We start from the raw sequence: 23,639 nt of genomic DNA, 5'->3' as shown, positions 1-23,639 counted from the left end.
GGAGAGGTAGCGAATGGCCGTTGCAGACACTGCACCCCCCGTAACAGGCGTGGCCTCTGAAGGCGGGCTGCTGACCGGACGCCTGAGCGCGATGATGTTCATGCAGTTCTTCGTCTGGGGCGCTTGGACCGTCACGCTCGGCCTCGTCATGCAGACGGTCGGGATCGGCAACCTCATTGGCAACGCCTTCTCGGTCGGGCCGATCGCGTCGATCGTCGGGTCGTTCCTGCTCGGGATGGCGGCCGCGCGCTACGTCAGCCCGCGGATGCTGATGGTCATCCTGCACCTGATCGGCGGCGTCCTCTTGTTCTTGCTGCCGTCGCTGGTGACACCGGAGAATGGCCGGACCTTCGTCTGGCTGCTGCTCTGTTACATGATCCTCTACATGCCGACCGTCGGCCTGGCGAACACGATCGCGCTGAAGAGCTTTGGCGAGCGGACCGACAAGTTCCCGTTCGTCCGTGCGTTCGGCACGCTCGGCTGGATCGCCGCGGGGCTGATCATCGGCTGGGCGGGCCTGTCCGCGAGTCCGGAGATCTTCCGCGTCGCCGGCGTCGTGTCGATCGCGCTCGGCCTCTACAGCGTCACGCTGCCGAACGTGACGGCGGATGCGCCGCGCGACGAGAGCGTCCTCCGCCAAGTGTTCTGCGTCGAGGCGTTCGGCCTGCTAAAGCAGCGCTCGTTCCTGATCTTCATGACGTGCGCGACGCTCATCTCGATCCCGCTGGCAATGTATTACGCCTATGCCTCGCCCTATGTCGGTGCGACCGGCATCAGCAATGTCGGCGGCACGCTCGCGATTGGGCAAATGTCCGAACTGGTGTTCATGTTCTCGATGCCGTGGCTGTACCGGCGCTTCGGCGTGAAGCCGCTGCTGCTCGTCGGCATGGCAGCATGGGCGTTGCGATATGCCTTGTTCGCGATCGGTGACGGCGGATCGTCGCTATGGGCGGTGTATCTCGGCGTCGCGCTGCACGGCGTGTGCTATGACTTCTTCTTCGTCGCCGGCGCGATCTACACCGGCACGATCGCGACTCCCAAGGGCGTCAACGCGCAGGCGCAGGGCATGCTGACGCTGTTCACCTACGGCGTCGGGATGCTGCTCGGGTCGCAGATCGGCGCGCTGCTCTATGCGCAATTGCCGGCGTCGCCGAGCATCGCCGACTGGCAGCATATGTGGTGGTACCCCGCGATCGCCGCCGCGGTGATCGCGCTGCTGTTCCAGTTCACGTTCCGCGACGACACCAGGAAGATCGCAGCATGACCGGCATGAAGGGCCCCGGGATATTCCTCGCGCAGTTTCTCGGGGATGAGGCGCCGTTCGACACGCTCGACGGATTGGCGCAGTGGGCGGCCGGGCTCGGCTATGTCGGCGTCCAGATACCGTGCAATGCGCAGTTGATCGACGTGAAGCTTGCAGCGGAGAGCCAAACCTATTGCGACGATCTTCGCGGCGGGCTGGCCAAGCACGGCATCGAAGTCACCGAACTCTCGACGCATCTGCAAGGGCAGCTGGTCGCGGTGCATCCGGCGTACGACACGCTGTTCGACGGCTTTGCGCCGGCCGAAGTCCACGGCAAGCCCGCCGAGCGGCAGTTATGGGCGGTCGAGCAGGTCAAGCTCGCCGCACGCGCCAGCGCCAATCTCGGGCTGTCCGCGCACGCGACCTTCTCGGGCGCGCTGGCATGGCCGTACGTGTATCCGTGGCCGCAACGCCCTGCCGGGCTGATCGAGGAAGCCTTTGCCGAACTCGCGCGCCGATGGGTTCCGATCCTCGACGTGTTCGAGGAGGCGGGCGTTGATTGCGCGTTCGAGGTGCATCCGGGCGAGGACGTCCATGACGGCGCGACCTGGGAGCGGTTCCTTGCCGCAGTCGACAATCATCCGCGCGCGCGCCTGCTCTTCGATCCGTCGCATTTCGTGCTGCAGCAGCTCGATTATCTCGACTTCATCGATCGCTATCACGACCGGATCTCGTGTTTTCACGTCAAGGATGCCGAGTTCAACCCGACCGGGCGAACCGGCGTCTATGGCGGCTACGAGAATTGGGTGGACCGCGCCGGCCGGTTCCGTTCGCTCGGCGACGGGCAGGTCGATTTCTCCGGCATCTTCAGCAAGATGGCGCAATATGGCTATGACGGCTGGGCGGTGCTCGAATGGGAGTGCGCGCTGAAACGGTCGGACGATGGCGCCCGCGAAGGCGCGCCGTTCATCCGCGATCACATCATCCGCCGGGGTGACCGCGCGTTCGACGACTTCGCCGCCAGCGGCATCGATCGCACCGCGATCCGCAAGCTGCTCGGACTGCCGGAGGAACAGGCATGAGACGCCTCCGTCTCGGCATGGCCGGCGGCGGGGAGGGCGCCTTTATCGGTGCCGTCCACCGGATGGCGGCGGCGCTCGACGGCGACTGGGATCTGGTGGCGGGCGCGTTCAGCACCGATGGCGGGCGCAATACGCGGACCGGCGACCTGCTCGGGCTCGATGAGGAGCGCGTTTACCCGTCGCTCGACGCGATGATCGAACGCGAACGCGCATTGCCCGCCGACCAGCGCATCGACGCGCTCGCGATCGTCACGCCGAACCACCTCCACGCGCCGATGGCGATCGCCGCGCTGGAGGCCGGCTTCCACGTGTTCTGCGAAAAGCCGATGGCGATGAGCGTCGTCGAGGCCGAGGCGATTGCCGCCGCCGCCAAGGCGAGCGGCCGTCGGTTCGCGCTGGCGTTCACCTATAGCGGCTATCCGCTGATCGAAGAGGCGCGTGCCAGGATCGAACGAGGCGATCTGGGGGCGATCCGGCTGGTGCAGGTCGAATATCTGCAAGGCTGGCTCAGCCAACCGATCGACACCGGCGGCAACAAGCAGGCCGAATGGCGCACCGATCCCGCCCGCGCCGGGCTTGGCGGCTGTCTCGGCGACATCGGCACGCATGCGTTCCAGCTTGCCGAGCATGTGTCCGGCCTGTCGGTGGACTCGGTTTCGGCGGACCTCACGACGCATGTCGAGGGGCGGCGGCTCGACGACGACGTCAGCGCGCTGCTGCGGTTCGAAGGCGGCGCGCGCGGCGTGTTGAAGGCGAGCCAGGTCGCGGCGGGCGAGGAGAACGGGCTTCGACTGCGCATCCACGGCGAGCGTGGCGGGCTCGAATGGGCGCAGATGGAGCCGAACACGCTGACGCTGCGCTGGCTCGACCGCCCGGCAGAGATCGTGCGAACCGGCGGCCCCGGCATGCTCGACGCGACCGCCACGCTGGTGCGTACACCGGCCGGTCATCCCGAGGGGTATATCGAGGCGTTCGCCAATCTTTACCGTGCATTCGCCTCGGCGATCCGCAGCGGTGACGGGAACGATGGCCGGAAAGATGGGGGGCGCTGGTTTCCGGGCGTGGTCGATGGACTGCGGACGATGCGGTTCATCGAGGCGGTGATCGCCAACGCCGGCGCGGACCGCAAATGGACATTAATGGATTCGGGAGACACGGAATGAAGTTGCTCATGGCTCTGGTCGCGGGAAGCATCGCCGCGGTTGCGGCGGTTACGGTGTCCGCACCGACGACGGCCCAATCGACTGCGGCGTCCCCGCCCGCCTTCGCGGCCTGTCGCGCCTGCCACACCGTGGTGAAGGGTGGCCGCAACGGCATCGGCCCGAACCTGTACGGCGTGGTCGGCCGTGCCGCCGCGGCGGTGCCGGGCTTCAACTACTCCCCCGCGATGAAGGCGTCGAAGCTGCGCTGGGACGAGAAGACGCTCAACGAATATCTGACCGCACCGCAGAAGAAGGTGCCGGGGACGCGGATGCCGATCGCGACGCCCGATGCCGCCAAGCGCGCGGCGATCATCGCGTATCTGAAGGCTGAGGGCGCGAAATGACGGTGATCGTCGCATGACGTTGTCCCGCAGAAAAATGCTCGCGGGGGGACTCGCGGCGGGCGCCGCCGCGTCGCTGGCGCCGGGCATGGCCGCGGGGCAACGCCGCCTTTCCAATGCGGCGCGCTTTTCGCTCGGCTACGCGCCGCACGAGGGCAGCTTCGCCAGCCGCGGGGGGCGGATCGAGCAGATCGCCTACGCCGCCGATCAGGGGTTCACCGCATGGGAGGACAATGAGGCGGCGACGCGGTCTGTGGCCGAGCAGGAGCAGATGGCCAAGGCGCTGGCGCAGCGCGGCATGACGATGGGCGTGTTCGTCGCCAGCATGCCCAAATGGTCGCAGTCGCGGCCGTTGCTCGGCGCGAACGACGGCGCCGAGCGCGAAGCCTTCCTTGCCGATATCCGCCGCGCACTCGACGTCGCCAAGCGGCTGAACGCGACGCGGATGACGGTGGTCACCGGGTTCATGGACCCCAAGGTGCCAGTCGATATCCAGACCGCGCGCGTGATCGACGTCATGCGCCGCGCGGGCGACATCGTTGCGCCATCGGGCGCGGCGATGGTAATGGAGCCGCTCAACACGCGGACCAACCACCCCGGCGTCTATATGCAGACGATCGCGCAAGGCTATGCGGTCGCGCGCGGAGCGAACAGTCCGGCGGTCAAGATACTCGCCGACCTGTATCATGAGCAGATCCAGTCGGGGAACCTGATCCCGACGCTCGACACCTGCTGGAACGAGATCGGTTATATCCAGTTCGGGGACAATCCGGGCCGCAACGAGCCGTCGACCGGCGAGATCAACTTCGCCTCGGTGGTCAAATGGCTGCGGGCCAAGCGGTACACCGGCGTGATCGGTATGGAGCATGGCAACTCGATCGCCGGACGCGGGCGAGGATCGCTTGGTCGCCGCCTATCGCGAGATCGACGCGACATGAGGGCGAGGACGCATAGGGTAGCGAGCGAGCGGTCTGGCATCGTCAGCGCGCTGCCGAACGGGGTGCTCGTCCAGAACCACCCGGCGATGCTCGGCACCACCATCTGGCGCCAGGTCTCCCGCCATACCGCACACGCCGATGCCGCGCCGATCCAGCATGATCACGCTTGGCCGGTATCGTTTCGCAACATCTGGATCCGTCCGCTGACCGAAGCGGCGATCGCGCAGGACTTTGGAAAGGACGGTAAATGATCGACCGCAGAACAGCACTTGCCGGTGTCGTCGGCATGTTCGGCAGCGCACTCTTCGCGCCGATCGCGCGTGCCGCGGGTGTCGGCCAGGCCCCCGGCGCGGCGGCGGGCATCCCCGTCATCAGCGAAGGCCCGCCGAGCGTCGCGGTCTTCACCGCCTCTCAGCGCGCGCTGATGACCGCGCTCAGCGAACGCGTCCTGCCGACCACCGATACGCCGGGCGCGATCGCCGCAGGCGTGCCGGCCTATATCGAGAAACTGCTCGCCGACTGGGCGGCGCCTGCCGACCGCGTGCCGATCCTCGCCGGGCTCGACGCAATCGAAGCGCGCAGCCTGAAGGACTATAAGGTTGCCGGCGCAAAGGCGACCGCGGCGCAGCAGGATGCGCTGCTCACGCTCGCGATGAACGACCAGATCCCGTCCGGCGGCGTCTTCTTCGAGGCGTTCCGGCAGCTTGTCGTCACCGGCTATTACACGTCCGAAATCGGCATGACGCAGGAGCGCGAATATCTGCCGGTGCCGGGCGAGTATAACGGCCAGTTCCCCTATTCTCAGGTCAACAAGGTGTATTCCGCATGATCCTCAGCCGTAGAAACCTGCTCGCCGGCTCCGGTGCGGTCGCAGCGCTCGCCTTCGTGCCGACCGCCTCCGCGGTGCAGCTGAAGGCGATCGGCCTGCAACTCTACACGATCCGCGACATCTTTTCGAAGGACCCGTTCGGCACACTCAAGCAGGTCGCGCAGATCGGCTACCGCGAGGTCGAATTCGGCGGCGGTGGCTATGAGGGCATGGACCACGCGCAGTTGCGCCGGACGATGGACACGCTCGGGCTGACCGCGCCGTCGGTGCATATCGGCTATGACGCGCTGCTCCAGCGGTTTGACCAGTCGGTGGCGATGGCCAAGACGCTTGGCGCGACCACGGTCGTGCTGCCATACATGACCGACGAGCATCGCAACGACGCCGGCTGGACCGCCGCGCTGCCGAACTTCAACCGGTTCGCCACCGACCTGAAAAAGGCCGGGCTGGGCTTTGCCTATCACAACCATGATTTCGAGTTCACCACCAAGCCAGGCGGCGTCAGCCTGTACGAGCGGCTGCTCAAAGAAACCGATCCGGCGCTCGTGAAGCTCGAACTCGATCTCTACTGGGCGCTGCATGCCGGCGAAAACCTGGCGACGCTGATCGACCGCCTGTCACAGCGCCTCTACGCCTTCCACGTCAAGGACATGCGGCCCGATCGCAGCATGGCGGCGGTCGGCGCGGGCACGGTCGACTTCGGCGCGCTGTTCAAGCTGAAGGGTAGCGCCGGCGTGCGGCATTTCTACGTCGAGAACGATCAGGCCCCCGCGCCCTATCTGCCCGACATCACCACGAGTTTCCGGACGCTGCGCGCGCTTCGTTTCTAAGCGGGGCGTTTCTAAGCGGGTCCGTTTCCAACCGAGTAGTTCGAGTATTAGGAGAGGAAGATCATGGCTGAGACCAACAGGTTCGACGCGATCGTAATTGGTTCGGGCGTCAGCGGCGGTTTCGCTGCAAAGGAATTGACCGAGAAGGGCCTGCGCGTCCTGATGCTCGACCGCGGCAAGATGGTGGAGCACGGCGAGGGCTACACTTATGACGGCAAGCCCGCCTACGAGGTACCGGCGCGCAACATCATGCCCAAGGCCTTGATCGAAAGCGATTATTTCATCGGTAAGCACGGCTATGTCCAGCCCAGCAACCGCGAGTTCCACAATGACGACCGGCTGAACCCCTATGCCTATGACGAGGGCAGCAAGTTCTACTGGATCCGGCCCGGCGCGGTCGGCGGCAAGTCGCTGATCTGGGGCCGTTGGTGCTTCCGCTGGAGCCCTGCGGATTTCGAGGCGAACAAGCGCGACGGCATCGATGGCGACTGGCCGATCCGCTATGACGACGTCGCGCCGTGGTACAGCTATGTCGAGAAGTATATTGGCGTGTCCGGTTCGCGCGAGAACCTGGACTATCTGCCCGACAGCGCGTTCCAGCCGCCGATGCCGATGAACGTCGCGGAGAAATGGCTGAAGCAGGGACTCGAAACCAAGTTCCCCGGCCGCAAGCTGATCAACACCCGGCTGTCGAACATGACCGAGGACAAGCCCGACCAGAACCGCACCAAGTGCCAGTTCCGCAACCAATGCGGCAATGGCTGTTCGTTCGGCGCCTATTTCTCGACCCAGGCCGTCACCTTGCCGGCCGCGCGGGCGACGGGCCGACTGACGCTGAAATCGGACTCGGTCGTCACCAACCTCGTGTACGACGCGGCGCAGAAAAAGGTCACCGGCGTCCGTTATATCGATGCCAAGACCGGCAAGGCGGAAACCGTCAACGCCGATCTCGTCTTCCTCTGTGCGTCGGCGATCGCCTCGACGCAGATCATGCTCAATTCGCGCGCACCGGGCAGCGACCGGAGCTATTTCGACGAGAGCGGCACGCTTGGCCGCTATGTGATGGACCATATCTTCCGCGTCGGGATCGAAGGCGACATCCCCGGCATGGAGGAATTCATCGAATTCGGTCGTCGGCCAGGCGGCGTCTACATCCCGCGCTTCCGCAACATCGGGGGAGACGAGGGTGTCGGCTTCAAGCGCGGCTATGGCTATCAGGGGAGCGCGTATCGCAACCCCGCCGCGCCGGTCGGGTTTGGTGCATCGATGAAGCTGGGCATGCGCAAATACGCGCCGTGGCGGTTCAGCATGGGCGCGTTCGGCGAGTGCCTGCCCTATGCCGACAACCGCGTGTCGCTGCATGCGAGCAAGGTCGACCGGTTCGGGGTTCCCCTGGTCCGTTTCGACGTCCGCTTCCGCGACAACGAACTGAAGATGATGACCGACGCGCGGGCGCAGGGCGAGGCGATGCTCAAGGGGGCGGGCCTGACCAACGTGACGAGCAGCGAGAAGGAACACGTCCCCGGCGACGCGATCCACGAGATGGGTGGCGCACGCATGGGCCGCGATCCGCGCACGTCGGTGCTCAACGAATGGAGCCAGGCGCACGCGGCGTCCAATCTCTATGTCACCGACGGTGCACAGATGGCGTCGATTTCGTGCGTGAACCCGTCGCTGACGTTCATGGCGCTGACCGCCCGCGCCGCCGATCACGCGGTGAAGTCGCTCAGGAAGGCGTAGCAATCTTTGCGTGGGCGGGCGCCGAGAGGGCCCGCCCACGCCTTGCCGCTGGTCAGACGTCCAGACCGTAGCGTGCCGCGCGCTTCGCGACGTTCGGGTTGATCGCGAGCGCGGCCTTGCGGTCGGCGTCGGCCGCGTCGGTCTTGCCCGCGCGCCGTTCGGCGATCGCCCGGGTGTAGAGCGACCACGCGTTGCGTGGGTTGGCTTTGACCGCGGCGTCATAGTCGACGAGCGCGGCATCGAGCTTGCCGAGCCGCAGGTTCACCAGGGCGCGGCTGTCCAGATAGGCAGCATAGCCGGGCCGCAGCTTCACCGCGGTGTTGCAATCGGACAGCGCGCGATCCAGCTCGCGGTTGAGCAGCGCGCGAGCCCAGCATCGCCCGTTATACGCGGTCGACCGGTCGGCATCCTCGCCATGCATCTTCAGCCAGGCGTCGTAATTGACGATCGCCAGCTCGGGCTGATCCAGGTTCTGGTAGAGGCCGGCAAGCTGGAGCCGGCGATCCGATCCGGCCGGCAGCGCGCGATCGGCGACCTTGGCGTCCTCGCGCGCGCCATCGGGATCGCGGCTCATCAGGCGGAGGCGCGCGCGCAACAGGCGAGCGTCGCTGTCGTCGGGCATCAGAGTCACGGCCTTGTCGAGGTCGGCGGCGGCGAGCAGGAGCTGGCCGTGCGCGAGACGGGCCTGCGCGCGCAGATAGACGTAGCGCCCTTCGCTCGGCGCCATCGCCACCGCCTTGTCGAGATCGGCGAGACCCTCGACGGTCCGGCGCTTTGACAGGAACACCGCGGCGCGTCGGCTGAACCCCTCGGCATCGGTCGGCATGGCGGCGGTATCGGTCAGGTCCAGCTTCTCACCCGCGGTGGTGCGCGCACCGGTCGGCGTCAGCCCGAAGACCGGGCCGCCTTCGTAGGTCATGTAGAGCAGGTGGTTCGCGTTCGACACGAAGATGCGGTGCGTCAGGAAGAAGTCGAACCCGATCAGCATGTCGCCGTCGATCCGGATGTCGGCGATCTGGAATTTGGGGTGCGGCACGACCTCGCCGCCCAGGTCGATCGTGTCGAACGGTGCGCGCCACGTCGCGAGCTGCTTCGAGCCGATACCCGAGTTCAATCCGACCGCGACCACGCCGGGGCTGGACGGCGTGATGCCCGCGCGCTTGGCTGCGGCGAGCGTCATGACGGTGGTCTGCGCGCCGGAATCGAACACCGCGCGCATCTTCACGCCGTTGACCAGCACCGTGCCGACGGTGTGCGGCTTGAACGGGCCGGTGGCGCCGCGTTCGAGAGGAATCGTCGAAAACGGCTTTCCCGCGGCCCAATAGGCGAGCCCGACAGCGTCGCATCCTTCGACCCGCATCAGGCGCACCGCACTGTGCGGCAGGTCATATTCGACATCGGCAAGGCCGAGGATGTTCTGGCCGAGCAGCCCGGCGGTGCCCGTATCGGTGCCGCCGACGATGAAGCTGACCCGCGGGATCGTCAGACCGGCGAGCGAGAAGTCCTTCGCGCTCGCGACCGATGCGGATGTGTCGCCGTTGACGCCGCGAAGCCGGAACCAGGCTGGGGCGGGGGTGCTCGACAGCCCGAACTCCGCCGCCGACGCACGCGAGACCGTGCTGTAGAACGCGCCGCTATCGACGATGAACCGCGTATCGTGCGCGCCGAACTTCGCGTCGACCATTGCGCGCCGACCGATCAGGGTCACGGGCAGCTCTGCGATCTTTGCGACCTTGCACGCGGCAAGCGCCGGGTCAGTCGTCGCCACACTTAATGCGGCGACCGCACCCAGTCGAACCCGTGCCCATCCGCGCATGCAAGTCTCCGGTCTTCGACTCTAGGTCCTCTCGCAGGAGGCTATCCAATCATACGCGGTACGCAAGCGGCGATCAGGTGTGGATCGGAAAAGGGGCTGTGTCGACAGGGACGTCCACCGCGATTGCCGACGGTCGCCAACGTCGTGACCAGCGAGGATGATGGGAATGTGGCCTTGCTCGCCCTTATCGGGCTGGTCCGCATCCCCCGGTCGGCGATTGTTGCGGAAAGGCAACAAAACGTAATAAAGTTACTCCGTGGTGACAGACTAATTTACATTGGTTTCGGCATCGGACACTTAGGCGGCACAAAGGCACCGGGGGGTGCCCGATGCGTGTCGCTGCAATCGGCCACGATCATCGTTACCTGGGGGATAAACTTCATGCGTTCGTTCAATCGCGCCACCGCGACCCGTCTGTGCTGCGGCGCTGCGCCGCTCGCCATTCTGCTGAGCTTGAGCAGCCCGGCTTTTGCCCAGACCGCGCCGACCGCGCCGGCTGGTACCGTCGAGGCGACGACCGACCAGGCGGCGGATCCTGCGCAGGATCCGGCGCAGGATATCGTCGTCACCGGTTCGCTGTTCCGCCGGACCAACACCGAAACGCCGTCGCCCGTCACGGTGCTGACCGCGGACAGCCTGGCGAAGGCCGGCATCACGACGGCTGCCGAAGCGATCCGCTCGGTCTCGGCCGATAGCGGCGGTTCGATCGGTGTGGGCTTCCAGAGCGGCTTCTCGGCCGGTGGCGTCGCGGTGTCGTTGCGCGGTCTCGGCGTCTCGTCGACGCTGGTGCTGGTCGACGGACTGCGTTCGGCCAATTTTCCGATCAACGACGATGGACATAATTCCTATGTCGATCTCAACTCGATCCCGTTCAGCCTGATCGAACGCGTCGAAGTGCTGAAGGACGGCGCCTCGTCGACCTATGGTGCCGATGCGATCGGCGGCGTGGTCAACCTGATCCTCAAGAAGCAGTTCACCGGCATCGCCGGCACGGTCGAGGCGGGCGCCAGCAGCCACGGCGATGCCGCGCGCCAGCGTGCCAACCTGACGATCGGCTATGGCGATTATGCCGACAAGGGCTTCAACGTCTATCTGAACGGCGAATTCCAGCAGGACGGTCGCGTCAGCAACCACAGCCGTGGCTTCCCGTACAACAACCGCGATCTGACCTCGATCGGCGGCAACGACAATAACGGCGCGGACAATTCGCTGACCACCGCGACGCCGAACGCCGTCGTCGTTCGCACCACGCAATCCGACCTCAACAATCCTTTGAGCGGCGGTACGGCGATTGCGAACGCCAACTACACGACGCTCAACCTCGGCAATTGTGCACGCGGCACCTTTACCCAGAGCGGTGTCGCCAACGGCGTCGGCTGCAAGCACAATCTGGAAGACGAATATTTCCAGCTTGCCCCGTTCCAGCGCAAATATTCGATCAACGGGCGCATCAGCGTGCGTCTTGCGGAGAATGTCGAGGGCTATCTGACCGGCAGCTATTCGAACAGCTATGTCAGCATCAACAACGCGCCGCGCGCGCTGCGTAATACCCAGCCTTATGGTGGCGCGCCGTCGCTGGCGTCGAGCAACCCCGGCATCGTCCTGCCGGTCTATATCTGCACCGCGGGCATCAATTGCGCGGTTCCCGGCGCGCCCGGCCGCCAGCTCAACCCGAACAACCCCTATGCTGCTGCAAACGCCAACACGCCTGCTGCCGGCGCCGCGCGCATCTATTATTCGTTCGGCGACATCGACGCGGGCAGCGACCGTACCAACGAAGTGTACCGTTTCGCGGGCGGCCTGCACGGCACGGTCGGCGACGACTGGACCTGGAAGGTCGACGGCGTTTACGCCCGCGACAATCTGGAGATCGTCCAGCGCGGTTATCTGAACATCGCCAACACGCTGAACGCGATCAACACCGGCGCGTACAACTTCGTCAATCCGTCGCAGAATTCGCAGGCGGTGCGCGACTTCGTTTCGCCCGATAAGATCACGCCGTCGCATTCCGAGATGTACTCGCTCGATGCGGCTATCACCAAGCAGCTGTTCGAGCTGCCCGGCGGTCCGTTGATGGTCGCCATCGGCGGCCAGGTGCGGCGTGAATCGCTGGTCAACAACAACCAGAACGAATTGCTGGACACCTACGGCCTCACGACCTCGTCGGCGTTCGGCAAGCACACCGTGTCGGCGGGTTATTTCGAAATCCAGGCACCGGTGCTCGACATCCTCGAGATCAACGGGTCGGGCCGCTACGATCATTATTCGGAAGGTTTTGGCCGTTTCTCGCCGAAGGTCGGATTCAAGTTCACGCCGATCCGCCAGTTTGCGGTTCGCGGCACCTATTCGCAGGGGTTCCGTGCCCCGACCTTCGCCGAATCCGGTCCGCGGTCGCAATATGCCGGCTTCGTCAACACGCAGCCCCCGGGCAATTTCTGCGCGGCACACGGCGGCTCGGCGACGGCCACCAACACCTGCGTCACCGGCGGCAACCCGTACAACCTCAACTATTCGGTCGGTCGCGGGTTCGTCGGCAATCCCGACCTGAAGCCGGAGACATCGCGTAGCTTCACCGGCGGCATCATCGTCGAGCCGACGTCGTGGTTCAGCGCGACGGTCGACTATTACAACGTCAAGAAGTCGAACCTGATCGCCAACGGCCCGCTCGCCGGCGACGCGATCGTCGCCTATTACAAGCAGTCGAACCTGGCCGCCGCAACCGCAGCCGTTGCGGCCGTCGGGCAGGGCTATTCGGTCAACACGGTCGACGGCGTCGATCCGGCGTTCCCGAACGCGCTGCCGCGCCTGCTGATCATCAACGCGCCGTTCGTGAACGTGAACTTCGACAAGACGTCGGGCCTCGATTTCTCGGCGACCGCGCGGATCCCGCTTGGTGACGGCATCCGCTTCACCAGCCGGGTCGAGGCGACCTACATCATCCAGTATGATCGCCACACGGCACAGGGCGTGCAGAAATTCGCGGGCACGATGGGTCCGTACGATCTGTCGTCGGGCAACGGTACGCCGAACTGGCGTGGCAACTGGCAGAACACGCTCGCGGCCGGCAAGTTCTCGCTGACCGCAACCGCCTATTATGTCGGTCGGATCAAGGCGGTCGCTACCGACCAGGGTAGCCTCGACACGTCGTGCGCCAACAGCCTGTACAAGTCGTCGCAGGCGGGCGTGCCCGTCGATCGGTTCTGCTACGTCAACAGCTTCATCAACGTCGACCTGAACGCGACGGTGGCGGTGAACGACGACTTCTCGTTCTTCGGTAACGTCGGCAACATCCTCGGCGCCCGCGCACCGATCGCACCGGCCTCCTACGCCAGCTCGCCCAACTATCTGACCACGTGGCATTATGCCGGTCTGATCGGGCGGACGTTCCGGGCAGGTGCGAACTTCAAGTTCTGATCACCCTCCAGCGCGTTTGAAGGGGCGGCTTCGTGAGGAGCCGCCCCTTTTTCGTATCAAGCCTGCCTGCGCCGATCGAAACCGGGTCAGCGCGTGTGGTTCAGGCGGAGGGTTCGCGCATCGTCACGCGCGTCGTCGCGATCGCGCCCAACACCATCAGCGCACCGCCCAGATACAGGATGTTGCGCGGTTCGCCGCCCATCACCGAATGGTAGAATAGTGGCACGGTCAGGCTCTCGATGATCATCGGGATCACGATGAACATGTTGAAGATGCCCATGTAGACGCCGTTGCGCTCGGGCGGGATCATGTCGATCAGCATGATGTACGGATTGCCCATCATGCTCGCCCAGCCGATGCCGATGCCGAGCATCGCCACGAACAATGCGGCCTCGGTGCGCAGGCCCGGGATCGCCAGCATCGCCACGCCCGACGCCAGCAGGCACGCGGCGTGCGCGCTCTTCGCACCCCAGTGGCGGGCGAACGGCACCAGCGCGATCGCCGCGACGAACGCTACGGCGTTGTAGAACGCACCGAGCTGGCCGACCGTCAGCACGGTATCGCGAAACGCAGCGCTCTTCGCATCCGACGTGCCGTGCAGCGATCGTGCGACCGCGAAGGTGATGAACTGCCAATAGGCGAACATCGCATACCATTGGCACAGCATCGCAATCGCCAATTGCCGCATCGGCCGCGGCATCTCGACCAGCGCGGTCCTGAGATCGCGCAGCGTGCCGCCGAGCGTCAGCGGCTCCTTCGCCAGCCGCGCCTTCTCCTCCTCGGGCAAGGGCAACTCGGGAACGCGCAGCACCGACCACAGGATCGTGGCCAGCGACAGCACTGCGCCGATCAGGAACGCGATCCGGGTAATGTCGGGAATGCCGTTGCCGTCGATCGCGTCCTTGTTGAACCCGATCCACACCAGCAGCGACGGTGCGAGATAGGACAAGGTCTGCGCGAGCCCCGTGAACGCCGATTGCGTCAGGAACCCGGCAGCACGCTGGTCGTCGGGCAGGCGATCGCCGACATACGCGCGGTAGGGCTCCAACGTCACGTTGTTGGCAGCATCGAGCACCCACAACAGGCTGGCCGCCACCCACAAGGTCGGGCTGTACGGCATTGCGAGCAGGCACAGGCTGCACAGCACCGCGCCGATCAGGAAATAGGGTGTGCGGCGACCGATCCGTGTCGAGGTCCGGTCGCTCATCGCGCCGATCAGCGGCTGGATCAACAGCCCGGTCATCGGCCCGGCGAGCCACAGCAGCGGCAAACTCGCTTCATCGGCGCCGAGATAGCCGTAGATCGGCGCCATGTTGGCTTGTTGCAGGCCGAACGAGAATTGCAGGCCGAGGAACCCGAGGTTCATCTCGATCAGCCGCATCAGCGAGAGGCGGGGTTTGGTTATGAGGCCGAGGTTCATCATCGTCATGCCTTTTGTAAGCGATGGTTCGACGCAAACCGATCGATCCTCCCCCGCCAGGGGGAGGTGGCTGGCACTTGCCAGACGGAGGGGGAGGAAAGAGCAACCGCTGTTTCGCGTCCTCCCCCTCCGTCACCTTCGGCGACACCTCCCCCTTGCGGGGGAGGATTGTAGAATTGCACGCTCATCCTGCCGGACTCGCCCAAACGACGCCCCAGGGCTCGACGGCGACAGTGTCGCCGCAAGCCTGTTCCGACAATCGATCCTGCCAACCTGCCAAGCCACCGACATGTACGGCCGCGTCGGAGAAGTTCAGGAACACGCGGTCGCTGCCGCAGCCGATGCCGAGCAGGGCAGGGGCGTCCGTCGTGATCGCGGTCGGCGAACCGGCACCGCCACTCGCGATACGTGCGGCCCGCAACGCGTCCAGATCGCCACTGATCCGCCGCGCGGCGGGACCGTCGAGCGCTGCCCAATCCATCTTCGGCCGGTGCAGCCAGCGCCCTTCGTGCGCCCGCTCGGGATCGTCGAGATACCCGGTGTCGTTGAGCAACCCGGCCTCGTCGCCCATATAGGTCGTCGCCAGACCGCCGCTCGCGATCGACAGCGCGCTCAGCAGCGCGATCCGCCGAAACGCCATCTCGCGCGCCTCCTCGTCCGTCGCGGCTTCGAGACCGGCAAGCGAGGCCATCGTCCCGTTCGATCCGTGCAGCACCGATCCGTCGGACTGGAACGGTGCGCCACGCGCCCAGCTGCCGTCGCCGCCTTCGAGGAAGCGCGCGGCCGTCTTCAACCGTGCGACCGGGTCCGCGTCGATCCCGGCGAGATCGCCGATCACCGCGCCCCAGCCGATATCGTCGTGGCAGCGCGCATAGCTCAGCCAGTTGGCGCCGCGCGGCAGCCCGCCGCTCGCCTCGACGATCGCATGCGGCAGCGTGGCGGACTGTTCGGCAAGCGCGACCCAGCCCGCGACCATCAGCGAATTATTGTAGACCAGATGGCATTCGGGCTCGAACCCGCCATTCCAGTCCGCGCCCTCGTCCGCGCCGAAATAGGGCGGGACCAGCGCTGTCGGCACGATCGCCTCAGCTTTCAGCAGCGTAGCCGGCGCGACGATGTCGAGTGCGGCACGCAGCGCCCGGACGATGGAATGCGCCTCTGGCCGGTTGCGGCAATCAGTGCCCAGCTGCTTCCACAGGAAGGCGATCGAGTCGAGCCGGAACGCCTCGAAGCCGTGGTTCGCCAGCCGCAGCATCGTATCGACGATCGCGAGCATGACTTCGGGGTTCGACCAGTTCAGGTCCCATTGGAACGGATAGAAGGTCGTCCAGACCTGTCCGCCCATCGCCGGGACCGTAGTGAAATTGCCCGGCGCGGTCGTCGGGAACACCTCGGGGAGGGCGGCCTCATAGGCCTGCGCCTCGTCGTCGCCGAGCACGTGGTAGAAGGCGCGGTAGTGCGGATCGCCCGCCTGCGCGGCCTTCGCCCAAGGGTGATCGTCCGCGGTGTGATTGAGCGCGAGGTCGACGCACAGGCTGATCCGCCCGGCGCGCAGCCGTGCCGCCAGCCGCTCGACATCCGCCATCGTCCCGAGCCGCGGCTCGATCGCCAGATAGTCGGCGACCGCGAAGCCGCCGTCGCTGTCGCCCTCGCGCGCCTTCAACAACGCGAGCAGGTGAAGGTAGCGCACCCCGAGCGACTCGAGATGGTCCACCTTGTCGATCAGCCCGCCGACCGTGCCTGCGAACCGGTCGACATAGGTCGAATAGCCCAGCATGTCGGGCGCCACGAACCAGTCGGGATCGGCCAGCCGCGCCTCGTCGAGCGCGACCATCGCCGCTGGTCGATCGCTCGCCCGGTCGCGAAGGATCGTCTCCATCCGCGGCCAGAGCGCCGCAAGCCTGTCCGCCCCGTACAGCCGTTCGAGCTGTCGTTTCAGGCGGGGGGCCAGCGCGTCCAGGCGGCGCTCGGTCGAGGATGGTGTCATGGTCACCGGTCCGATCAGAAGCCGACGCGGACCGCGGCGGAGATCGTCCGGCCGGTGATCGAGCGGGCACGGATGATGCCGTTGGTCGGGATCGCGCCTTCCTCCGCTTCGGTGATGCCCTTCACGTCAAACAGGTTGTTGCCGTTGACCGACAGCGTGACGTTCTCTGCCGGGCGCACCGACACGAACGCGTTGACCTGCGTATAGCCGGGCATCTTCAGGACGTTGTTGTCCTGTGCGAAGCTGTCGGTGGTGCCGATCACGTTCGCGCCGACGGTCAGCCGGCCGATATCGACCTGCGGGGTCGCCTGGAAGATGAACTTGGCCTGGCGCCGCGGGCGGTTGCCCTCGACCGCGGGGTTGAGCACATCCTTGGTGATCTCGGCATCAGTATAGGTGCCGCCTGCCGACAGCGAGAACGGCCCGCGTGCGATCCGACCCTCGAGCTCGACGCCCTTGGCTTCATATTCGCGGTTGAAGAAACGCTGCGTCGTCGCCTCGAAATTCTGCTCCTCGGTACGCGCCCAGAACCCGGTGGCGTAGAGCGACAGGCCATTGTGACGGAACTTGAACCCGCCTTCCAACTGGCGGACGAAATCGACCGCCGCGCCTTCGTCGGTCAGGCCGCCGGTGGTCGTGTTGATCGACGGGCCGAACAACAGGCGATCCGCATTGGCGCGTCCCCCGCGGCTATAGCGCGCGAACACCGCGGTGCTGTCGGTCAGGCGATAGTTCGCGCCGCCCGAGTAGGACAGGTAATCATAATTGTAGTTGAGCGGCGAGCGGCGCGTCGGGATCACCGCGACCTGGCGCTCGGCGGCCGAGATCACGCCGTCGCCGTTGATGTCGAACGTCGTGATGCCGCTGCCGAAGCCTGCACCCAGATCGGCGCCGGCGACGCTGCCCCGCGCGCGACCGAAGTCGTAGCGCAGCGAGCCGTCGATGTTGAACCGGCCGATCTCCAGCCCGAGCTGCGCGAACGGCGCGTAGGTCGTGTAGTCGAGATCGTACGACCGGCGGCAGCAATTGCCGAAGCCTTGCGCCGAGAAGCTCTGCTGGCCGCCCTGCGTCACCGGCACGCCGGCGGCGGTGCGGATGTCGACGAGTTCCGACCGCCCGTCATCGGCGACGGTCTGGACGAACGAATTCCACAGCCAGTCGCTCTTGATGTCCTGGCGCGACGCATAGAAGCCGCCGGTGATCGCGAGCGTTCCCGAGCCCAGCGGCACCGAGCCGTTGAGGCGGATGTCGTTGGTGATGTTGTTGAGGCTTTTCAGGTCGACGTCGAACAGGACGACGTTTGCGAGCAGGCCGTTGCCGTTGAGCGACGCCGGGTTGGCGATCCGCTGGCCCGCCTGCGACCCGCTTGCGTAGAACAGCTGCGCGCCGGCACCGCCGATGCCGTTGGCGATCGTCTGCGCGGAGTCGACCGCGGACGGGAACGGCGAGGTGAAACCGCCCGAGATATCCGAATAGCGGAAGCGCTCGACGATGTTCCAGCCGTCGGCGACCGGGATCTGCGTCTCCAGCCCTGCCGAATAGACCACCGGATGCTGGCCGTCGGCGATCGAGCGCGTTGTCAGCTGGTTGTTGCCGTCGAGGCCTTGCACGGTGCGGATGTTGCCGCTGTGCAGCGTGCCGTTGTTGATCGAGAAGTTCGGCAGGTTGGTGTACGTCGGATCGCTGTTGGTGCCGGTCACCTGCACCGGGTTCGGCAGGTAGCCGATCGCGCGGTCGTCGAGATACTTGCCGTACAGCCGGACATAGCTGCCGTCGCCGAACGACTTGGTGATGTTCGCCTTGAACTGGCCGCCCTTCACGCCGTCATAGCCGACCTGTCGCTGACCGTCGCCGATCCGGTAGAAGCCGCCGAAATGATAGGTCAGCGAGTCGGACAGCTTGCCGCCCTGGTCGAAGTCGACGCGAAATTCGCGGTAGTCGAGCCCGCTCGACAGCTGGAACGCGCCGCCTTCCTGCTCGCCCGTCTTCGACAGGAAGTTGATGACGCCGCCGGGCGAGTTGGAGGCGAAGGTCGAGGCCGAGCCGCCGCGCACCGACTCGATCGTCCGGACGTTGAAATCGGCGCGCAGGAAGTTGTCGGCGTTGCCGAAGGTGATGTCGCCGAACTCGAGGATCGGCAGGCCGTCTTCCTGCAGCTGCAGGAACTTCGAGCCGCCCGACGCGACGGGTAGGCCGCGCACCGAGATATTCGCATTGCCGTCGCCGCCCGACGCCTCGACGCGGATGCCGGGCAGGTTGCGCAGCAGCTCGCCCGAGGTGCGCGGTGCGAGCTGGACCAGCGCGTCCGACGTGATCGAGCTGGTCGTGATCGAGGTGTTGAGCCGGTTCGTGCCGCGCGCGACCGCGGTCACGACGATGTCGTCCTGCGGGACGTCTGCGGCGGGCGCCGCGGCGGCGTCGACCTGCGGATCCGTCTGCGGCGCGGTCTGCGCAGCCCCTGCGGTGGCGAACGATGCGGCGGCGATGCCGGCCAGCAATGCGTGACGAACTTTCATGCGATCCTCCCTGCGAGCGGCTTTCTCAGAAGCCCAAGACCGCCTCCTACTGCTTCCGCAATCGATTGCAACCGATTCCTGCAATCGATTGTGAGACTGCGTTGGTTGGTGTCAGGCGGACTGTCGCGGGATCAGCACGGGCGGGACGATCGCGGAGTCCGCCGGCTCGCCCGCAATGCGCTTGAGCAGTCGGTCGACCATCAATTCGGTCCCGATCTCAAGGTCCTGGCGGATCGTCGTCAGCGACGGCGAGGTATGCGCGGCGAGCGTCACGTCGTCATAGCCGATCACCGCGGTCGTGCCGGGAATGTCTATTCCCGCCTCAGTCAGCGCGCGCAGCACGCTCATCGCAGCGACGTCGGACGCTGCGAAGATCGCGTCGGGTATCGCGCCCGTGGCAAGCCGCGCGGCGACGGCCGCGTGCACCACTTCCGGCGTCATCGGCGTCGCCAGTATCTCGCACGGCAATCCCGCTTCGTCGGCCGCGGCCGCGAATCCGCCCAGCCGGTCCGCGAACTCGGGCGGGGCAGGGTCGCCGACGAACAGCAGCCGTTTGCGCCCCTGTGCGATCAGGTGTCGCGCCGCCATTCCGCCGCCCGCGACATTGTCCGATCCGATCGTCAGATGATGCTGCCCGTCCCGGTGCGCCCCCCACACCACTAGCGGACGATAGCGTTGCGCGACCCGCTCGATCACGTCGAACTGATCCGATTGGCCGACCAGCAGGAGCCCGTCGATCCGCCCGCTGTCGACCACGCGTTCGAGCCAGTCGTCGGCATCGGGAATGACCCGCGACAACAAGATGTCATAGCCGCGCTCGACCAGCAGATCGGCAAGGAACCCCAGCAGCGACAGGAAAAAGGGGTCGGTCAGATGCTGGGTGCGCGCATGGCCAAGCGGCAGCACCAGGCCGATCGCGCCTGTGCTTTTCAGGCGCAGATTGCGGGCCAGCTGGTTCGGCCGCACATCATGCTCGCGCGCCAGCACGCGAATGCGGTCCCGCGTCTGGGCATTGACGGACGGATGTCCTGCCAAGGCGCGCGACACCGTTGCGGTCGAAACGCCTGCTAGCGCGGCCAGATCGGCGAGTTTCATGGCGGGGGGATGCTCGTCGGGAGGGGGATTGGGCAGGGCGTACAGCCAGCATGGCGCGGCCGCAATTGCACCGATGGCGCGACGCCGGGCGTAACGGTGTCGCCGACCTCGCCCTTCTCGGTGAAGATGCCGTCGTTCACGCCGCCACGAGCGCGATGTTCGGATGGTCGCCGATGATCTGGAGTATGATCTCGAAATACGTCTGTCCCGTGCCCCCGTCGAGCGCTTCCAGTTGCCCCTCGATCAGGTCCATGTTGAACACATCCGGACGGCGGAGTTTTTCAACCAGAAACGCACGGGTCGCCTCCGCGCCGAGTGTCGCCTTGCTTGCGGCCATGTCATGCCAGACGATACGGACGGGCTCGCGTCCGTCGATCGCGCCGTAGCCGCCATAGAACAGGTCGTTCAACGCATCGAGGCTGTCGCCGAGGCGAAACTCTGCGCCGATCATGAACACCCGGTTGATCTCGCTATAGAAGCTCGGGATGTCGCGGATGTTCCGACCGAGTATGCTGAACGTTTTCGTCATGGCCCATAGACCCATGCCCGCGACGGCCCGCAACAGGGTGTGTCGAAATTCGCGCTACGGTACCATGCGGGTCATCGCGCCGGCGTCCCGCTTGGCGACCAATATTATCAGGCGGACTAACAATCGTCTCACCTGCGGCGTTCACCTGTTTTCAAACCCTCCCCGATTGGCTTTTTCCGAGATCAGCTGACAGTGACAGATGCCAGCGACAGTTTTCTACGTGTTGAGGAAGCCGGATAGGCGAGGCGTTGGCGCGAGGGCCGCTCAAGGCACGACGTCTCTCGGTAGGCTGGGCGTTCTTCTGCCAATCCGAGACATTTGTCGTGACGGGTGACGTCGGCGCAATGCTCGTAGGAGAGGGTCCCGTTGTCACTTATGATGATGGTCGTGTCATAGAGGGTGGCTCGCTCGACCGTGATCCCGAGGGTCTGTTGCACCGATAGGTCGAACGTCGGCATTGGGGGGGAGATTGTGCGGGGAATGCGGTCCGTCAGGGACACCGCACTGTTTCAGCCGATTGGCGAAAGCTGGTCGCGAGCGACTATGCTGGGGGCGAACGACGTGCCACAATCGTCGCCTGATCCGCACAAGCGGACGCGAGGGAGACGGGATGCGGAGTCGCGGGGAAGCGGTCGGGCCGGACCAGACGCTGTCGGTACGCTATTACGGGATTGGCGAGGCGCATTGGGCCAAGGCCAGCCTGCTTGCCGAGGCAAGGACGTGACCGGCGGGCCGCTGGCGGGCGTCCGGGTCGTCGAGTTCGACGCGATAGGGCCGGTGCCGCTGGCGGCGATGATCCTCGCGGATTTCGGGTGTGATATCGTCCGTATATCGCGGACCGGGCGGTCGCCGAGTCCCAGTGCCGACGGGCCGATCCTGGGGCGTGGGCGTCGATGCATCACGCTCGACCTGAAGAGCGCGGTGGATCGCGGTACCGCGCTGGTGATCGTCGCCCGTGCCGATGTGGTGCTGGAGGGGAACCGGCCGGGCGTGATGGAGCGGCTGGGGTTGGGTCCCGACGCGTGTCTCGCGGCCAACCCGGCGCTGGTCTACGGGCGGATGACGGGGTGGGGGCAGACCGGGCCGCTGGCAAGGAGTGCGGGCCATGACATTAACTACATCGCGCTTACCGGCGCGCTGCACGCGATCGGCGGGGCGGACCGTCCGGTGCCGCCGCTGAACCTGATCGGCGACTATGGCGGCGGGTCTATGCTGCTGGCGCTTGGCGTGACCGCGGCGCTGGTTTCGGCCCGGACGACGGGGGCGGGGCAGGTGGTCGACGCGGCGATGACCGACGGCAGCGCGCTGTTGATGAGCATGTTCTACGCAATGCATGCGGCCGGCCATTGGCGCGACATGCGCGCGGCGAACCTGCTCGACGGCGGCGCACCCTTCTATCGGACCTATCCGTGTGCCGATCGAAAACATGTCGCGGTCGGTGCGATCGAGCCTGCGTTCTTCGCCGCGCTGCTCGCCGGTCTGGCGCTGGATGCGACCACAATCGACCAGTTCGACCGATCCGCCTGGCCGGCGCTGGCACACGCCTTCGCAACGCGGTTCGCGGAACGATCGCGGGACGACTGGGCGGAGGTGTTCGCGGGTACGGACGCCTGCGTGACGCCGGTCCTCTCGCTTGCCGAAGCGCCCCACCATCCCCACAACCGCGCCCGCGCAACCTTCGCGGCACCCGCCGGGCCGATGCAGCCGATGCCGGCTCCGCGCTTCTCCGCGACGCCGGGCATGGGGGCGCCAGCGCAGAATACCGATAGCGCCGCGATCTTGAAGGCGTGGGCAGAAAGGCCGCAGAGTCGATAAGGGGCTTGCGAAGCGACAGCGGGACGCGAAACCCGAACTCTTCACCGATCCATCGCGGAGGAGGGAATGTACCGATGCGTTCGCAGACCCGTGCGCGTGGGTCAGGCCGCTTCGGCGCGCCCTTGCAGCGCATCGGGATCGGAGATGGTGATCGCGCGGCCGCCGGGGAGGGCGATCACGCCGGCGGTCCTGAGCCGGGTCATCTGACGGCTCACAGTCTCGATCGTCAGCCCGAGCACGTCGGCGATCTGTCCGCGCGTGAGCGGCAGGTCGAACGTCATCGGCCCGTCCGGCGTCGCGCGACATCCGGTCGCGGTGGCGCGCAACGCCATGTCGACCAGGAAGCCGGCGATCTTCTCCTGCGCGGATTGGCGCGCGAGCGACAACATCCGCGTGCGCGCGACGCCGAGCGCCGCGAGCGTCCGCTGCAACAACAGCCGCTCCATCCGCGCGTGATCCTCCAGCACGCGTTCGAACGCAGCGCGCGGGAAGATGCACAGCTCGGATTCGGTCAATGCGGTAATCGTGAAATCGGCCTGGCCGGCATAGGGCTGACCGACGAAATCGGCGGGGTAGAGCAGCCCGACGATCTGCTCGCGACCATCGGGTGTCGCCGCCACCAGTTTGAGCACGCCCGACAACAGGTTCGCGCAGATGATGCTCTCATCGCCCGCCCAGATCAGCGTCTGGCCGCGCGCGATGGTGCGACGACGGCCGAGGGTATTCAGCGCACTCAGCTCGCCGTCGCTGAGACTGCTGCACAAGGCCTTGTCGCGGACCGCGCAGTCCGTGCAGATATCGGGGTTGGCCATCGACCCGGTATAGTCTGAAGGCCCCCGATA

The 23,639-nt window shown here is 66.0% G+C and carries 18 protein-coding genes; 10 read left to right on the top strand and 8 right to left on the bottom strand.

From position 1 onward, the window contains the following. Positions 1–13: 13 nt before the first annotated feature. The 8 genes from HMP09_RS07685 to HMP09_RS07645 all read left to right on the top strand — a co-directional run bounded on the left by HMP09_RS07685 (position 14) and on the right by HMP09_RS07645 (position 8,205). Positions 14–1,264, top strand: coding sequence for an MFS transporter (locus HMP09_RS07685; RefSeq protein ID WP_176499882.1), 1,251 nt, complete (start codon positions 14–16; stop codon positions 1,262–1,264). Further along, positions 1,261–2,325 (top strand): sugar phosphate isomerase/epimerase family protein, encoded by a 1,065-nt coding sequence (locus HMP09_RS07680; RefSeq protein ID WP_176499881.1) that lies wholly within the window; start codon positions 1,261–1,263, stop codon positions 2,323–2,325. The genes HMP09_RS07685 and HMP09_RS07680 overlap by 4 nt, the downstream gene beginning before the upstream one ends. Beyond that, positions 2,322–3,488, top strand: a complete 1,167-nt coding sequence (locus HMP09_RS07675) for a Gfo/Idh/MocA family protein (protein ID WP_197942464.1) — start codon at positions 2,322–2,324, stop codon at positions 3,486–3,488. The genes HMP09_RS07680 and HMP09_RS07675 overlap by 4 nt, the downstream gene beginning before the upstream one ends. Beyond that, positions 3,485–3,871 (top strand): c-type cytochrome, encoded by a 387-nt coding sequence (locus HMP09_RS07670; protein WP_176499880.1) that lies wholly within the window; start codon positions 3,485–3,487, stop codon positions 3,869–3,871. Before HMP09_RS07675 ends, HMP09_RS07670 begins: the two co-directional genes overlap by 4 nt. Before the next feature lie 13 nt (positions 3,872–3,884). Continuing rightward, positions 3,885–5,057, top strand: coding sequence for a hydroxypyruvate isomerase family protein (locus HMP09_RS07665; RefSeq protein WP_232090764.1), 1,173 nt, complete (start codon positions 3,885–3,887; stop codon positions 5,055–5,057). After that, a complete protein-coding gene (locus tag HMP09_RS07655; protein WP_176499878.1) occupies positions 5,054–5,635 on the top strand; it encodes a gluconate 2-dehydrogenase subunit 3 family protein in 582 nt (193 codons plus the stop codon). Before HMP09_RS07665 ends, HMP09_RS07655 begins: the two co-directional genes overlap by 4 nt. Then, positions 5,632–6,465, top strand: a complete 834-nt coding sequence (locus HMP09_RS07650; RefSeq protein WP_176499877.1) for a sugar phosphate isomerase/epimerase family protein — start codon at positions 5,632–5,634, stop codon at positions 6,463–6,465. Before HMP09_RS07655 ends, HMP09_RS07650 begins: the two co-directional genes overlap by 4 nt. A 63-nt stretch (positions 6,466–6,528) precedes the next feature. After that, the gene (locus HMP09_RS07645; RefSeq protein ID WP_176499876.1) at positions 6,529–8,205 is read left to right on the top strand and encodes a GMC family oxidoreductase; all 1,677 of its coding nucleotides are present in this window, start codon (positions 6,529–6,531) and stop codon (positions 8,203–8,205) included. 52 nt (positions 8,206–8,257) lie between these two features. Here HMP09_RS07645 and HMP09_RS07640 read toward each other — a convergent pair whose 3' ends face one another. Beyond that, on the bottom strand, positions 8,258–10,021 hold the full coding sequence (locus HMP09_RS07640; RefSeq protein WP_176499875.1) for a retropepsin-like aspartic protease: 1,764 nt from the start codon (positions 10,019–10,021) through the stop codon (positions 8,258–8,260). A gap of 381 nt (positions 10,022–10,402) precedes the next feature. Here HMP09_RS07640 and HMP09_RS07635 point away from each other — a divergent pair, with 381 nt between their 5' ends. Continuing rightward, positions 10,403–13,435: a TonB-dependent receptor plug domain-containing protein gene (locus tag HMP09_RS07635; protein WP_176499874.1), complete on the top strand. Its 3,033-nt coding sequence runs from the start codon at positions 10,403–10,405 to the stop codon at positions 13,433–13,435. 100 nt (positions 13,436–13,535) lie between these two features. Here HMP09_RS07635 and HMP09_RS07630 read toward each other — a convergent pair whose 3' ends face one another. The 6 genes from HMP09_RS07630 to HMP09_RS18370 form a co-directional block, all read right to left on the bottom strand. Then, the gene (locus HMP09_RS07630) at positions 13,536–14,864 is read right to left on the bottom strand and encodes an MFS transporter (protein ID WP_232090763.1); all 1,329 of its coding nucleotides are present in this window, start codon (positions 14,862–14,864) and stop codon (positions 13,536–13,538) included. Between the two features lie 175 nt (positions 14,865–15,039). Further along, positions 15,040–16,842 carry an alpha-amylase family glycosyl hydrolase gene (locus HMP09_RS07625; protein WP_176499873.1) on the bottom strand — a complete coding sequence of 601 codons (1,803 nt, stop codon included), beginning with the start codon at positions 16,840–16,842 and terminating at the stop codon, positions 15,040–15,042. Between the two features lie 14 nt (positions 16,843–16,856). Further along, the gene (locus HMP09_RS07620) at positions 16,857–19,358 is read right to left on the bottom strand and encodes a TonB-dependent receptor domain-containing protein (protein ID WP_176499872.1); all 2,502 of its coding nucleotides are present in this window, start codon (positions 19,356–19,358) and stop codon (positions 16,857–16,859) included. Between the two features lie 111 nt (positions 19,359–19,469). Further along, positions 19,470–20,453 carry a LacI family DNA-binding transcriptional regulator gene (locus tag HMP09_RS07615; protein ID WP_176499871.1) on the bottom strand — a complete coding sequence of 328 codons (984 nt, stop codon included), beginning with the start codon at positions 20,451–20,453 and terminating at the stop codon, positions 19,470–19,472. A gap of 136 nt (positions 20,454–20,589) precedes the next feature. Beyond that, a complete protein-coding gene (locus tag HMP09_RS07610; protein ID WP_176499870.1) occupies positions 20,590–20,982 on the bottom strand; it encodes a barstar family protein in 393 nt (130 codons plus the stop codon). A gap of 182 nt (positions 20,983–21,164) precedes the next feature. Further along, positions 21,165–21,440: a hypothetical protein gene (locus HMP09_RS18370; RefSeq protein ID WP_232090762.1), complete on the bottom strand. Its 276-nt coding sequence runs from the start codon at positions 21,438–21,440 to the stop codon at positions 21,165–21,167. 262 nt (positions 21,441–21,702) lie between these two features. Here HMP09_RS18370 and HMP09_RS07600 point away from each other — a divergent pair, with 262 nt between their 5' ends. After that, on the top strand, positions 21,703–22,797 hold the full coding sequence (locus HMP09_RS07600) for a CaiB/BaiF CoA transferase family protein (protein WP_232090761.1): 1,095 nt from the start codon (positions 21,703–21,705) through the stop codon (positions 22,795–22,797). Between the two features lie 101 nt (positions 22,798–22,898). On the opposite strand, the gene HMP09_RS07595 is transcribed toward HMP09_RS07600, so the two are convergent. Continuing rightward, entirely contained in the window at positions 22,899–23,609 is a 711-nt protein-coding gene (locus HMP09_RS07595) for a Crp/Fnr family transcriptional regulator (protein ID WP_176499868.1), read from the bottom strand. Positions 23,610–23,639: the final 30 nt, after the last annotated feature.

It is taken from the genome of Sphingomonas sp. HMP9, assembly GCF_013374115.1.
Taxonomy (GTDB): domain Bacteria; phylum Pseudomonadota; class Alphaproteobacteria; order Sphingomonadales; family Sphingomonadaceae; genus Sphingomonas.
This window is presented reverse-complemented; position numbering and strand designations above follow the sequence as displayed.

Bases quoted from the DNA above. Each gene is read 5' to 3' on its own strand.
- HMP09_RS07685 (WP_176499882.1), top strand. From the start codon at position 14: ATGGCCGTTGCAGACACTGCACCCCCCGTAACAGGCGTGGCCTCTGAA.
- HMP09_RS07680 (WP_176499881.1), top strand. From the start codon at position 1,261: ATGACCGGCATGAAGGGCCCCGGGATATTCCTCGCGCAGTTTCTCGGG.
- HMP09_RS07675 (WP_197942464.1), top strand. From the start codon at position 2,322: ATGAGACGCCTCCGTCTCGGCATGGCCGGCGGCGGGGAGGGCGCCTTT.
- HMP09_RS07670 (WP_176499880.1), top strand. From the start codon at position 3,485: ATGAAGTTGCTCATGGCTCTGGTCGCGGGAAGCATCGCCGCGGTTGCG.
- HMP09_RS07665 (WP_232090764.1), top strand. From the start codon at position 3,885: ATGACGTTGTCCCGCAGAAAAATGCTCGCGGGGGGACTCGCGGCGGGC.
- HMP09_RS07655 (WP_176499878.1), top strand. From the start codon at position 5,054: ATGATCGACCGCAGAACAGCACTTGCCGGTGTCGTCGGCATGTTCGGC.
- HMP09_RS07650 (WP_176499877.1), top strand. From the start codon at position 5,632: ATGATCCTCAGCCGTAGAAACCTGCTCGCCGGCTCCGGTGCGGTCGCA.
- HMP09_RS07645 (WP_176499876.1), top strand. From the start codon at position 6,529: ATGGCTGAGACCAACAGGTTCGACGCGATCGTAATTGGTTCGGGCGTC.
- HMP09_RS07640 (WP_176499875.1), bottom strand. From the start codon at position 10,021: ATGCGCGGATGGGCACGGGTTCGACTGGGTGCGGTCGCCGCATTAAGT.
- HMP09_RS07635 (WP_176499874.1), top strand. From the start codon at position 10,403: ATGCGTTCGTTCAATCGCGCCACCGCGACCCGTCTGTGCTGCGGCGCT.
- HMP09_RS07630 (WP_232090763.1), bottom strand. From the start codon at position 14,864: ATGACGATGATGAACCTCGGCCTCATAACCAAACCCCGCCTCTCGCTG.
- HMP09_RS07625 (WP_176499873.1), bottom strand. From the start codon at position 16,842: ATGACACCATCCTCGACCGAGCGCCGCCTGGACGCGCTGGCCCCCCGC.
- HMP09_RS07620 (WP_176499872.1), bottom strand. From the start codon at position 19,358: ATGAAAGTTCGTCACGCATTGCTGGCCGGCATCGCCGCCGCATCGTTC.
- HMP09_RS07615 (WP_176499871.1), bottom strand. From the start codon at position 20,453: ATGAAACTCGCCGATCTGGCCGCGCTAGCAGGCGTTTCGACCGCAACG.
- HMP09_RS07610 (WP_176499870.1), bottom strand. From the start codon at position 20,982: ATGACGAAAACGTTCAGCATACTCGGTCGGAACATCCGCGACATCCCG.
- HMP09_RS18370 (WP_232090762.1), bottom strand. From the start codon at position 21,440: ATGCCGACGTTCGACCTATCGGTGCAACAGACCCTCGGGATCACGGTC.
- HMP09_RS07595 (WP_176499868.1), bottom strand. From the start codon at position 23,609: ATGGCCAACCCCGATATCTGCACGGACTGCGCGGTCCGCGACAAGGCC.